The sequence below is a fragment of the Actinoallomurus purpureus genome, assembly GCF_024055795.1.
Taxonomy (GTDB): Bacteria; Actinomycetota; Actinomycetes; order Streptosporangiales; family Streptosporangiaceae; genus Actinoallomurus; species Actinoallomurus purpureus.
Map to the genome: position 1 here is coordinate 97,032 of NZ_JAMXMY010000019.1, position 12,836 is coordinate 109,867.

Annotated in this window: 12 protein-coding genes; 9 read left to right on the forward strand and 3 right to left on the reverse strand. The window is 70.3% G+C overall.

Annotated features, from left to right (window positions below):
- Positions 1-7: 7 nt before the first annotated feature.
- Positions 8-1,693, reverse strand: a complete 1,686-nt coding sequence (gene qcrB / locus NE236_RS30385) for a cytochrome bc1 complex cytochrome b subunit (RefSeq protein ID WP_252845624.1) — start codon at positions 1,691-1,693, stop codon at positions 8-10.
- A gap of 179 nt (positions 1,694-1,872) precedes the next feature.
- Between qcrB and NE236_RS30390 the strand changes: the two genes are divergently transcribed.
- Positions 1,873-3,117 (forward strand): PucR family transcriptional regulator, encoded by a 1,245-nt coding sequence (locus NE236_RS30390; protein ID WP_252845625.1) that lies wholly within the window; start codon positions 1,873-1,875, stop codon positions 3,115-3,117.
- A gap of 5 nt (positions 3,118-3,122) precedes the next feature.
- Here NE236_RS30390 and NE236_RS30395 read toward each other — a convergent pair whose 3' ends face one another.
- Positions 3,123-3,587, reverse strand: a complete 465-nt coding sequence (locus NE236_RS30395) for a hypothetical protein (protein ID WP_252845626.1) — start codon at positions 3,585-3,587, stop codon at positions 3,123-3,125.
- A 133-nt stretch (positions 3,588-3,720) separates the two neighbouring features.
- Here NE236_RS30395 and NE236_RS30400 point away from each other — a divergent pair, with 133 nt between their 5' ends.
- The 6 genes from NE236_RS30400 (at position 3,721) to NE236_RS30425 (ending at position 9,672) form a co-directional block, all read left to right on the forward strand.
- A complete protein-coding gene (locus tag NE236_RS30400) occupies positions 3,721-4,989 on the forward strand; it encodes a sensor histidine kinase (RefSeq protein WP_252845627.1) in 1,269 nt (422 codons plus the stop codon).
- Positions 4,977-5,627: a response regulator gene (locus tag NE236_RS30405; protein WP_252845628.1), complete on the forward strand. Its 651-nt coding sequence runs from the start codon at positions 4,977-4,979 to the stop codon at positions 5,625-5,627. Before NE236_RS30400 ends, NE236_RS30405 begins: the two co-directional genes overlap by 13 nt.
- Complete coding sequence (locus NE236_RS30410) at positions 5,624-6,475, forward strand: DUF4097 family beta strand repeat-containing protein (protein ID WP_252845629.1); 852 nt, start codon at positions 5,624-5,626, stop codon at positions 6,473-6,475. The genes NE236_RS30405 and NE236_RS30410 overlap by 4 nt, the downstream gene beginning before the upstream one ends.
- Positions 6,476-6,527: 52 nt before the next feature.
- Positions 6,528-8,111 (forward strand): AAA family ATPase, encoded by a 1,584-nt coding sequence (locus NE236_RS30415; RefSeq protein ID WP_252845630.1) that lies wholly within the window; start codon positions 6,528-6,530, stop codon positions 8,109-8,111.
- A 78-nt stretch (positions 8,112-8,189) separates the two neighbouring features.
- On the forward strand, positions 8,190-8,816 hold the full coding sequence (locus tag NE236_RS30420) for a TetR/AcrR family transcriptional regulator (RefSeq protein WP_252845631.1): 627 nt from the start codon (positions 8,190-8,192) through the stop codon (positions 8,814-8,816).
- A 13-nt stretch (positions 8,817-8,829) separates the two neighbouring features.
- Positions 8,830-9,672, forward strand: coding sequence for an NAD(P)H-binding protein (locus NE236_RS30425; protein ID WP_252845632.1), 843 nt, complete (start codon positions 8,830-8,832; stop codon positions 9,670-9,672).
- 248 nt (positions 9,673-9,920) lie between these two features.
- Here the strand turns inward: NE236_RS30425 and NE236_RS30430 are convergent, their stop codons facing one another.
- A complete protein-coding gene (locus NE236_RS30430; protein ID WP_252845633.1) occupies positions 9,921-10,595 on the reverse strand; it encodes a TetR/AcrR family transcriptional regulator C-terminal domain-containing protein in 675 nt (224 codons plus the stop codon).
- A gap of 95 nt (positions 10,596-10,690) precedes the next feature.
- Here NE236_RS30430 and NE236_RS30435 point away from each other — a divergent pair, with 95 nt between their 5' ends.
- Positions 10,691-12,217 carry an FAD-dependent monooxygenase gene (locus NE236_RS30435; protein ID WP_252845634.1) on the forward strand — a complete coding sequence of 509 codons (1,527 nt, stop codon included), beginning with the start codon at positions 10,691-10,693 and terminating at the stop codon, positions 12,215-12,217.
- Positions 12,218-12,290: 73 nt separating this feature from the next.
- The gene (locus NE236_RS30440) at positions 12,291-12,773 is read left to right on the forward strand and encodes a carboxymuconolactone decarboxylase family protein (protein ID WP_252845635.1); all 483 of its coding nucleotides are present in this window, start codon (positions 12,291-12,293) and stop codon (positions 12,771-12,773) included.
- Positions 12,774-12,836: the final 63 nt, after the last annotated feature.

A 12,836-nucleotide genomic window follows, 5' to 3' on the forward strand; every position in this document is an offset into this window, starting at 1 on the left:
GCGGGGCTCAGTCCGGGCGTCCGGCTCTCTCCTCCTCGGCCGGCCGTGTCGCCGCGCGGTCGCCGTTGCCGGAAGTGACGGCGAGGTGTTCCTCGTGGCCGTCGTCCGCGCGGACCCGCGCGGTGTGCGGCAGGTCGACGACGTCGCGGTAGACGTGGTTGAGCTTGACCTTGAGCCGGGCGGTGGGGCGGCGCGCCGGCTTGGACAGCACGCCGTTCCGGTCGGGCTCCAGTTCGGGCAGCGGCCGGGCCGGGGGCACGCGGCGGGCGAGGACCACGGCGGCGTCCTCCTCGTCGACAGGTGCCTCTACCTCGACGTACGCGCCGTTGGGGAGCCGTTTGATGATGCCTGTCTCCAGGCCGTGCTCCAGCATGTTCCGCTCGCGGCGCTGCAGGCCGAGCGCCATCCTCCGCGCGACGGCGAACGCGAGCACCGGCCCGAGGATCACCGCGAACCGGAAGATCCAGGTGGTCGTGAAGAGCGGGATGTCGAACGTCTTGGCGATGATGTCGTTGCCGCCGGCCAGCCACAGCACGGCGTAGAAGACGATGCCGGCCATGCCGATGCCGACGCGCGCCGGCACGTCGCGCGGCCGGTCGAGGAGATTGTGGACCTCGTGGTCGCCGGTCACCCAGCGTTCGAGGAAGGGATAGAGCGCCAGGCCGGTGAACAGCACGCCCGGCACGACGAGCGCGGGGACGATGACGCTCATCGGCAGCGTGTGCCCGAACGCGTTGATCTCCCAGGCCGGCATGATCCGCAGTGAGCCCTCGAGGAACCCCATGTACCAGTCGGGCTGGGAGCCGGCGCTGATGCTGCCCGGGTCGTACGGGCCGAACAGCCAGATCGGGTTGATCTGGAAGAACGTCGACAGCAGCGTGATCGCCCCGAAGACCCACATGAAGAACGCCGTGGTCTTGAGGATGAAGACCGGGAAGAACGGCTTGCCCTCGACGGTCCGGTCGGCGCGGCCCTTGGCGGGGAACTGCGTGTGCGTCTGCCGCCAGGTCAGGACCACCGCGTGCAGCGGGAGCAGGGCCATCAGGATGCCCGGGATCAGCAGGACGTGGATCGTGAACAGCCTGGGGATGATCACGTTGCCCGGGAACTCCCCGCCGAACAGGAACATCGACAGGTACGTGCCGACGAGCGGCAGGGACAGCAGGACGCCTTCGAGGATGCGGATGCCGGTGCCGGACAGCAGGTCGTCCGGCAGGGAGTAGCCGAACAGGCCGTTCAGGATGACGAGGATGAACAGCGTCACGCCGATCAGCCAGTTGACCTCGCGCGGCTTACGGAAAGCGCCGGTGAAGAAGTTACGCAGCATGTGCGCGACGATTCCCGCGAGGAACACGATCGTCGCCCAGTGGTGGATCTGCCGCATCAGGAGCCCGCCGCGCACGTCGAAACTGATGCGGAGGGTCGACTCGTACGCCTCGCTCATCGTGACGCCGCGCAGCGGCGTGTACTGCCCGTTGTAGACGACGTCGTGCATGCTGGGCTTGAAGAAGAAGGTCAGGAAGACGCCGGTCGCGATGATGATGAAGAAGGAGTACATCGCGATCTCGCCGAGCAGGAAGGTCCAGTGATCAGGGAAGACCTTCTTCATGGCCTTGGAGAAGAAGCCCGCACCTCCGAACCGCTCGTCGAGCGCTCGGCCGGCACTGGACAGTGGTCTGGACGCATTCGCCATCGCCGCACTCCGCTCTGGCGGCCCCCGACCGCCACGGCTATCGGTCCTCTACCACTTGTAGTACTTCCCCGCCCGTAACGCAACGGAGTTGGGTTGGCCACTTTTGGCACAATTAGTGCAAATCGTCACTTGCGACGGTAACTTTCGATCTCAGCCATGGGCTTGGGGGGAGGTTCCGTGTGACGAACGAGGGGCGGCCGTGGGCGTACATTCCACCCGAACTCGCCGTCAAGGTCAGACGAGGGCTGGCCGAAGAGATGACCGACGAGATCCACCGCCGGATCCCCGAATACGCCCGCCGCTGGGATGACGCCTTCGCCGCGGTCATCCGATCAGCCGTCGACCGGGTCATCGACGAGGTCTTAATACGTGTCGCCGACGCCGGCGAGGGCGAGCGCCCCATCGGCGCGCCGACCGAGCCGGTCGCCGACTTCTTCCGGGCGGTCGGCCGCAGCGTGGCCCATGAAGGGCGCGGCCTCGACACCCTCCAGACGGCGATCCGCGTCGCCGGCCTGGCCGTGTGGCGCCGGATCTCCGCCGACGCCGAACCGCTCCGGCTCTCCCCCAAGCTGCTCTGTGTCCTCGGGGAGACGGTGCTGCTGATCCAGGACGAGGTCGCCGCCGCGGTCGCCGAGGGGTACGCCCAGGCCGATGCCGCCGTCGCCGGTGAGCTCACCCGCCGCCGCAACCAGCTCGTCAACCTGCTCCTCGCCCGGCCGCCCGCCCCCGCCGAGGACATCATCGAGCTCGCCCGCGTCGCCCGCTGGCCGGTCCCCCGCACCCTCGCCGCCGTCGCCCTCTACGAACGCCGCCAGGGTGTCGGCCGGCCCGCCCTGCCTCCCGACATCCTCGCCGACCTCAGCCGCTCCAAGCCCTGCCTGATCGTGCCCGACCCGGACGGACCCGGCCGCGCCCGCCTGCTCGACGCGGCCCTGACCGACTGGGTCGCCGTCGTCGGCCCCACCGTACGGCTGTCGGAGGTGTCCCGGTCGATGCGCTGGGCCCGCCACGGTCTCGACCTCGTACGCCGGGGCCTCATCCCCGATGACAGCGTCGTACGGTGCGCCGAGCACATGTCCACGCTGATCCTCTTCCAGGACGAGGACCTGCTCGCCGCCCTGTCGGTGCGGCAGCTCGCGCCACTGGCCCACCTGCGGCCGAACCAGCAGGACCGGCTCGCCGAGACGCTCCTGGCGTGGCTGCAGGCGGGACGTAACGCCAACGAGGTCGCCATCCGGCTGCACGTCCACCCGCAGACGGTGCGGTACCGGCTACGCCAGCTCGACGACCTGTTCGGCGAGCAGTTGCAGGACCCCGACCTGCGGTTCGAGCTGGAGATCGTCCTGCGCGCCCGTGCCCTGCTGTCGGGCGGCGCCCGTACGAAGGAGACGGCCGAAGGCCAGGTGATCACCCTGCGCCGCTGACCCCGTCACACGGGGCGGGGCAGTGCGCGCAGAGCCAGGACGACGCACAGGGCGGCCAGCGGGACCTCCAGGAGGACCGCCATCGCCACCGCCGTGACCTGGTCCGCACCGGGCGCGGCGGTGGACACGTCGAACCACGCGTCCACGGCCAGCAGCGTCGCGGTCACCATCGCGGTCAGGCACCGGCGAGGGTCGTGCCGGGTGACGAGCACACCCGTCGTGACCAGGGCGAGCGCCTCCAGGGTGTCCAGTCCGACCCAGGCGGCCGGCCAGTGCGCGGCGGTCGCCGTCGCCGGCAGGCTCGACGCCAGCACGAACAGCCAGGGCACCAGCGCCAGGCCGGCGCCGATCAACACGAGCCCCACCCGGCTCGGCCACCGCGAGCGGGTGCGGACCGGCCGCTCCATGTGGGAGACGGGCCGGGGACGGGTGCGGGCCGCCGGGGCGAAGGCGGGGGTGGTGGTGACCATGCTCAAAATCATCGCGATCCCCGGCGTCACCGTCAGTCACGCCGTTATCCGACTTCAGGGTGGTACTGGCTTCACCCCCGATCGGGAGTCTGCTTCATGGCGTGCCGGAAACAGCCTTGAATAGGGTCCTCTCATGACATATGCGGTCGCACAACGCCGCGCCTCCCCTCGATGGACCGACTACCTTCCGTTGTCGCGTGGCGCGTGGCGGAACACGGCCTTCGTCACGGCCGGCGTTCCCGTCCACTTCGTGGCGCTCTCGATGGTCGTGGCGTCCTGGACGGTAATGGGCGACGTCGTGTCGGTGGGAGACATCCTGCTCGCCCTCGTGATCTCCTTCCTGCTGCCGCTCGCCCTGCTGCGGCCGTTGACCGCGGTCCAGCGGAGCCGGTTCTGGGGTCTGCTCGGCGTCGACGTCCCCGCCCTCCCCGGCGGCCGGCGCAGCATCCGGGCGTTCCTGCGGTCTCCGGTGACATGGCGGCAGCTGGCCTACCACCTGGTGGTGGGCCCCGTCCTCGCCACGGGCGGGTTGCTGGTCATCACGATGTGGGCGGCCGGCTTCGGGCTGGCTCTGCTCTACGCGTACGCGTGGGCGCTGCCGCGGTACAGCCCGCTCGCGCTCACCGGGCACGTGCATCTCCTCAACGTCCTGACCCTGTGCGGCGTCGTCCTCCTGCTCGCCGCGCCCGCCGTGGCCGCGTGGGTCGCGCGGCTGGACGCCCGTGCCGCCCTGGCCCTGCTGGGGCCGAGCCGTACTGCGGAGCTCGAACGCCGGGTCGAGGACCTCGCCGAGAAGCGGGCCGGCGTCGTCGACGCCGCCGACGCCGAGCGCCGCCGCATCGAGCGCGACCTGCACGACGGCGTCCAGCAGCGGCTCGTCTCGCTCGCGATGAACCTCGGGCTGGCGAGGGAGACGCTCACCGACGTACCGGACGACGCCATGCAAGTGATCGCCGAGGCGCACACGGAGGCCAAGGAGGCCCTCACCGAGCTGCGGAACGTCGTGCGGGGCCTGCACCCGGCCGTCCTCGACGACCGGGGCCTGGACGCCGCGCTGTCGGGCATCGCCGCCCGCGCGCCCCTCCCCGTCAAGCTCCTGGTCGACGTGCCGGAACGCCCCGCGCCCACCATCGAGGCCGTCGCGTACTTCGTGGTCTCCGAGGCCATCACCAACGTCGCAAAGCATGCCCGCGCCTCCCACCTGGAGATCCTCGTGCGCGGGCGGGGCGACGTGCTGCGGATGACCATCACCGACGACGGGATCGGCGGCGCCGATCCGTCAGGAGGCACGGGCCTGACCGGGCTCCGGCAACGCGTCGGCTCGGTCGACGGTACGTTCCGGATCACCAGTCCGGTCGGCGGGCCGACCGTCATCACCGTGGAGTTGCCGTGCGCATTGTGATCGCCGAGGATTCCGTCCTGCTCCGGGTCGGATTGATCAAGCTTCTCGAGACGTCGGGGTTCGAGGTGGTCGACGCCGCAGGCGACGCCGACGGCCTGCTCGCCGCGGTCGAGAAGCACCGGCCCGACGCGGTCATCACGGACGTCCGGATGCCCCCCGGATACACCGACGAAGGGGTACGGGCGGCACTGGTCATCCGCCGCCAGTGGCCGGACGTCGCGGTGCTGCTGCTGTCGCAGTACGTCGAGGAGCGGTACGCCGCGGACCTCCTGTCGGCCAACACCAGCGGCATCGGCTACCTGCTGAAGGACCGGGTCGCCGACGTCTCCTCCTTCCTCGACGCCCTGCGCCGCGTCGCGTCCGGCGGCACCGCCCTCGACCCGGAGGTCGTCGCCCAGTTGCTCCTCCGCCGGCAGAGCGATCCGCTCGAGGGCCTCACCCCACGTGAGCGCGATGTGCTGGCGCTGATGGCCGAAGGGCGCTCGAACAGCGGCATCGCCGACGCCCTGGTCGTCAGCGAGAGCGCCGTCGCCAAACACATCAACAACATCTTCGCCAAGCTCGGCCTGGTGGGCGGCGCGAATGCCGACCACCGCCGCGTCCTCGCCGTACTCCGGTTCCTCGAGGGAGGATCGTGAACGCATCGCCCGGTCTCGCGCAGACCCCGACCCGGGAACCCGCCGCCGAGGCGGTCCCGCAGCGCCCGCGCCGCAAGGGCATCTGGATGACCGTCGCGGCGCTGACCGCGTTCGTGGCGGTCGTGCCGGTCGGCGTGCAGATCTGGGGGCGGCTCATCCGCCATACCCAGCACAGCCGGATCATGTCCGGCCCGCATCCGATCACGGCGCTGGAGGTAGAGATGGGTGCCGGCGAGGTCGAGGTCACCGCCGGGCCCGCCGGCCAGGTGACCGTGGACCAGACGCTGAAGTGGGCGCTGAACAAGTCGCACGTCGAGCGGTCGTGGGACGGCACCACCCTCCACCTCAAGGCCGTGTGCGGGCCGGGAAGCGTCCTGTTCAGCAGTCTGGAGTGCGGCGTCGGGCTTCGCATTCAGGTCCCGGCCGAGGTCGCGCTACAGGCGAAGACCTCGTCCGGAACGGTCGCAGCCGAGGGGCTCACAGGCACCGTGCGGCTGCAGACCAGCTCCGGCGTCGTGTCGATGGAGCGGTTGGCGGGGCCCGTGTGGGCACGCGCCAGCTCGGGTGTGATCAACGGAACGGACCTCGGCTCCTCCCGGGTGGACGTCGGGCTGTCGTCCGGAGCCACGACGCTGGAGTTCCGGACCGCGCCGCGGGACGTCACGGCGCGGACGAGCTCCGGCTCCATCTCGATCGGCGTGCCGCCCGGACAGCGCTACCGGGTGGAGGGCGGGTCGTCGTTCACCAAGCCGGACATCGCCGCAGGTCTGCAGGACGACACCTCCGACCGCCGCATCGAGGTCCACACCTCCTCGGGATCGGTCAAAGTGCGCTACGCGCCCCACTGAACGGCTGGAAAGCGTTCACCTCGGACAGAACGTGGCCGATAGCCTACGCAGCGTGAAGTACTTCAACACCACGGGGCCGTGTCTGGCCGATCGGCACTACCTGCTGCCGCCGCAGCCGCGATTGCCGCAGGCTCGGCCGCTCATCGACGAGGGCCGGTTCTTCGTGGTGCACGCACCCCGTCAGACGGGGAAGACGACCACTCTCGCGGCGCTCGCCGGTCAGCTCACCCTGGAGGGTCGTCACCTCGCGGTGCGCTTCTCGTGCGAGCGGGCCAGAGCGGCGGGCGACGACTACGCGGCGGCCGAGCAGATGGTGCTGCAGGCGATCCGGGAAGGTGTGATCGCCGGCAACGTGCCGGCGGACCAGATGCCGCCGGATCCGTGGCCGGAGACCTCCCCGGGATCGATGCTGCGGCGCGGCCTGACCGCCTGGGCCAGCCGGTGCCCGCTTCCGCTGGTGCTGTTCTTCGATGAGATCGACGCGCTCCGGGGCGACAGCCTGATCAGCGTGCTGAGCCAGCTGCGCGACGGCTACACCGCCCGGCCCGCTCCCTTCCCGCATTCGGTCGTGCTGTGCGGGTTGCGGGACGTACGCGACTACAAGGCGGCCTCGGGCGGAGACCCGGAGCGGCTGGGCACCTCGAGCCCGTTCAACATCAAGGCCGCCTCCCTGCGCATCGACGACTTCACCGTCGACGAAGTGGCCGAGCTCTACGGACAGCACACGTCGGCCACCGGACAGAAGTTCACCTCGTCCGCGGTGCAGCGCGCGTTCGAGGCGAGCCAGGGCCAGCCGTGGCTGGTGAACGCTCTGGCCTACGAGACGACACGGGCGATGGGGATCGCGCCGCCGGAACCGATCACCGATGCGCACATGGACCAGGCGGTCGAGCGACTGATCGTCACCAGGGCCACGCACCTGGACTCACTGGTGGCCCGACTACACGAGCCGCGCATACAGCGCATCGTCGAACCCCTCATCGCAGGCGAGCTGCCTGACCAGGACGCCACGTACGACGAGGATCTGTCCTACGCGCGAGATCTCGGCCTCACCTCACAGGCTCAACCCGTGCAGGTGGCCAATCCCATCTACCAGGAAGTGATCCTCCGGGTTCTGGCCGGGGGCACCGAATCGGTCGTCACCGCCGAACCTCGCAGCTTCGTCACCCGCGGGGGCCGCCTGGACTTCCGCAGGCTCTTGGACGAGTTCGTGGTCTTCTGGAAGCTGCACGGAGAGATCCTGTCCAGCCGGGAGACCTACCACGAGGCCGCCTGCCAGCTGGTCTTCCTGGGCTTCCTCCACCGCGTCGTGAACGGCGGCGGCCGCATCGACCGCGAGTACGGCGTCGGACGCGGCCGTATCGACGTCGTCGTCCGCTGGCCCTGCGTCGACGCGAACGAAGAACCCACATCGCAGTGGGAGGCCGTCGAGCTGAAGGTCCATCACCCCGGCCGCCCCGACCCGCTACCCGAGGGCTTGACCCAACTGGACGGCTACCTCGACCGCCTGGGTCTCGACACCGGCACCCTCATCATCTTCGATCGCCGACCGAACACCCCGTCCCTGCCAGATCGCACCGCCCTCAGCACCGCCCGCACTCCGACAGGACGTCACATAACCCTCCTTCGTGCCTAAGTGAGCCAGGGTGCGGGCGGCGTCAGGTATCTGGTTGAGAGTTGTCATTCATTTACTTGATTGGCTATCGTCCCGATCATGCCGACACGGAGGGCGCCGCGGCCGGAGGATCGCGGCAAGGCCGCCGAGCAGACCCGCGAGCGGATCCTCGACGCCGCCGTGGCCGAGTTCGGGGCCAAGGGCTACGCGGGCGCACGTACCGCCGGGATCGCCGCGCGGGCGGGCGTCAACCAGCAGCTGATCTCGTACTACTTCGGCGGTAAGCAGGGCCTGCTGGAGGAGTTGCGCCGCCGGTGGCAGCGGGTCGAGTCCTCGATCGCGGCCCCCGACGCGTCCTTCGAAGAGTCGATCGCCGCGTACCTGGACGCGACGCTCGACCATCCCGACTGGGCCCGGCTGGCGATCTGGCAGGCGCTGGGCGACTGCCCGTTCACCGACGCCGAGGAGGGCGAACGCTACGCGGAGGCCCAGCGGTCCAGGCTGACCGAGGCGGTGGAGAAGATCCGTCTGCGCCAGGAGGCCGGCGAGGTCACCGACGCGATCGAGCCGGAGTTCGCGCTCCTGGTCGCCTACGCCCTGGTCTTCGCGCCGATCGCGATGCCGCAGTTCGTCCGGGACATCCTGGGCGACGATCCGCTGGCGCCCGAGACCCGGCGCAGGCTCCACCGTCAGCTCATCAAGCTCCTCGGCGAAGCCGAGGATTAGGAGGGTTCTCGCAATGGTCGCGGTCGTCTTCGGTGCCCGGGGAAACGTTGGCCGTCACGTCGCCGACGGGCTGCTCGCGGCCGGCGAGCAGGTCCGGGCGACGAGCCGGACCCCCGACGTCGCTGGCCTGCCGTCGCAGATGAAGGTGGTGGCGGCCGACCTCGAGCGGCCCGAGACGCTGCCCGCCGCGCTCGAGGGCGCGGACAAGGTCTTCCTCTACGCCAAACCGGACGGTGTCGAGGGGTTCGTCGAGGCCGCCGGGTCCGCGGGCGTCCGGCACGTGGTGCTGCTGTCGTCAGCGGCGGTTGTGGTTCCGGGCGCCGAGCAGAATCCGATCGCCCGGCAGCACCAGGCCGTCGAGGCCGCCATCGAGCGGTCCGGCATCGACTGGACGTTCATCCGCCCGGGGATGTTCGCCACCAACACCCTGTGGTGGTGGCAGCGATCGATCCGGGCCGAGAGCGTCGTCCGCACGCCGTACCCGGACGCGCAGACCGCCCCCGTCCACGAGAAGGACATGGCCGCGCTCGCGGTGACCGCGCTGACCGAGTCCGGCCACCGGCAGCGGGCCTACACCGTCTACGGGCCGGAGTCTCTCACCCTGCGGCGGCAGGTCGAGCACATCGGCGATGCGATCGGCAGGAACGTCCGCCTGGAGGTCATCTCCGTCGAGGAGGCGCGGGCGGAGATGGGCAGGACCATGCCCGCGATCGGTGTCGAGACGTTCCTGCGCCAGTGGGCGGCCCGCAACGGCACACCGGCCCAGGTCTCGGCGACTGTCGAGGAGATCACCGGCCACCCCGCGCAGACCTTCGCTCAATGGGCCCGCGACCACGCCGACGACTTCCGCTCGTGACGCGCGCGGGTCGCCGCTGAACCCGCGCGGCGAAGCCCGTACGAAAGACTCGGCGAGGGCGCCCCCATAGGGCGCGGAAGCCAACGAATCATCGCCCGCCGGGCGCGTTCGCCGAGCGTTTCGCACGCGAACGCCCGCGGTGGGCCAGGCCGGCGCGGTAGGCGGTCTGGAGGGGTCGGCATTCACCACGCGGCCCCCTGACCGGCTCGACACGCCGAGGAGGTCACCGCCCGGGCCGTGCCGGATCGTCACTCGGGTGATTCCGGCGGGCTGCCCGGGGCGGTCGCGATGAGGCCACTGATCAGGGCGTCCAAGGCGCGGTCGAAGTCGGTTTCCGGATCGGTGTCGGGCATGCTCTGGATCAGGCGGCTGAAGTGGGGGAGCCGGGCCGGGTCCAGATGCCTGACGAACACGTCGAGCTGCTGCTCTCCGGTTTGGGCGCGGAAGTCCTCGACCGTGAACCCGGCGGTGGACAGCAGCAGCGACCCGAAGATCAGGCTGTTGACGGCGGTGAGCATGCGGCGCGCGTCGGCGTCGGAGAATCCGGCCTCGAACAGCGCGCCGACCAGGGCGTCGAGCGGACGCAGCGCCGTCACCGACGTCGGGTTCGCCTGGTCGGTGACCAGCGCCAGCGGAACGACGGGGTGTCGGCTGAGCGCGCGGTGCATGCTGGACGCGATGGCGCGCACCCGGTCCGGCCACGGCAGGGCGGGGTCGGGGCAGTCGACCTCGGCGAACGCCCGTTCGGCGAGGCCGTCGAGGATGTCGGCCTTGTTGGCGACGTGGTTGTAGAGCGACATCGCCTCGACGCCGAGCGACTTGGCCAGCTTGCGCATGGACAACCCGTCCAGCCCCTCCTCGCCGGCCAGGGCGAGGGCGGCGTCCAGAATCTTCTCCCGGCTGAGTGGTTCGCGGTGTGCCATCCCGTGGGACTCCTCCTTGTTCGACTTGACGAAACTTACACTGTATGTGCTCTACTTATGGCGTAAGCATACGACGTAAGTTCGGAGGGGTCGTCATGACCGATGTCCTGGTGGTCGGAGGCGGGCCTGTCGGCCTGCTGCTGGCAGCCGAGCTGAAACGGGCGGGTGCCGATCCGCTGGTCCTGGAAGCGGCGGACGGGATCGAGCGGCGGACCCGCAGCCTGGGTCTGCGTTCGCTCAACACCCGCAGCAACCAGACCCTGGCGCTGCGCGGGCTGCTCGAACCATTGCTGGACGCCCAGTGGGCGATGTTCGACCAGATCGCGGCCGACAGCGCCCCCGACCGCGCCGATCAGGTCGCGCTTCTGGTGAGCGCCGTCCGGCAGGGGCTCGCGCGGGGCCACTTCAGCGGGCTGCCGCTGCTGGAGGACGCCGGGAAGCAGGGCGCGGCCGCCGACTACATCCTGCTCAAGCAGCACCTCATCGAGCGGATCCTCGCCGAGCACGCGACCGCGCTCGGCGTGCCGATCCGATCGGGCCGGCAGGTGATCGACGTCGTGGACGAAGGCACCGGCGTTCGGGCCGTGCTGGCGGACGGGACCTCGCTTCACGCGGCCTACCTGGTCGGGTGCGACGGCGGCCGCAGCACGGTGCGGAAACAGTCCGGCATCGACTTTCCGGGCACGCCTCCCACGGCGACCGGGCGTACGGCCGTGGCCGAGCTCGCCGACCCCGACGCCGTCACCTCCTCGCTCCGCAGCCCGGGCGGTCTCCTGGATCTGTCGCTGGTGCCAGGGGAGATCGCCACCATGGAGTTCGACGGTGGACCGACCGACCGCGACTCGTCCCTGACGGCCGAGGAGATGGAGGCCAGCATCCGTCGGGTGAGCGGCCAGAAGCCGACCGTCACCCGTCTGGAGGCGGGGATCCGCTACAGCGACAACACCCGCCTCGCCGAGACCTACCGGCGTGGTCGCGTCCTGCTCGCCGGGGACGCCGCGCACGTCCATTCCCCGATGGGCGGGCAGGGGCTCAACCTCGGCCTGCAGGACGCGGCCAACCTCGGCTGGAAGCTCGCCTTGGTCGTCCGTGGCCGCGCGCCGGAGCGACTGCTGGACACCTACACCGCCGAGCGGCACCCGGTCGCGGCGCGCGTGCTGCGCAACACCCGCGCCCAGACGGCCCTGATGCGCCCCGGCCCGCAGGTGGACGCGCTGCGCGAGGTCATCTCTGAGGTGCTGGAGATCCCCGACGTCAAACAGCGCTTCATCGACATGGCCAACGGGCTGGACGTCGACTACGCGCCGCAGTCGACGTATCCGCTGGTCGGCCGGTTCATGCCCGCCCTTGAGACCGACGTTCGGAACGAGACCAGCGCGGCGCTGTGCCAGGGACGGGGCGTTCTGCTCGATCTGAAGGGCTCGACATGGGTCCATGCGGCGGCGGACGGGTTCGCCGACCGTGTCCAGGTGGTCAGCCCGCGCGGGGGCGCCCCCGGGTTCGCCGCCGTGCTCATTCGTCCTGACGGCTACGTCGCCTGGGCGTCTCCCGACAACGGGTCGGCAGATCCCGCGGGCTTGGCCGACGCGCTCGCCGACTGGTTCGGCCCGACGGCATCATGACCGCCTGGTGTGTCGCAGGGATCGGGTCGCCGGCATCTCTAGTTCGACCAGCTACAACAGCAAGGAGCGCACAATGAATGCTCGATTGAACCTCTTCGGCGACCCGACCGCGACCGCAGCCAAGGCCGCGAGGCACTTCGGCTCGGCGAGCAAGACGATCCTCCAGGAGTCGACGCTGCCGGCCGCGACCCAGAAGCTGGTGGTGCTGCGCGCGAGTCAGATCAACGGCTGCGGTTACGCCACCGATGTGTGGAGCAAGAACGCCGCGCACGCCGGGGAGACCTCCACCCGCATCAACCTGGTCGCGGCCTGGCGGGAGTCCACGGTGTTCACCGACGCCGAGCGCGCTGCCCTGGAGTTGACCGAGCAGGGCACCCGTATCGCCGATGCGGCCGGTGGCGTCACCGACGAGGCCTGGGCGAACGCCGCCAAGCACTACGACGAGGACCAGCTCTCCGATCTCGTGATGCTCATCGCCCTCATCAACGCCACCAACCGCATGGGCGTCATCGTCCGGCAGCGCGGCGGCGACTACCAGCCCGGCCAACTCGGATAACCAGAAGCAGCCGACGTCTCCAGTTCGTAAGACACCGCGCGAACGATCCGCGCGGTGCACAAC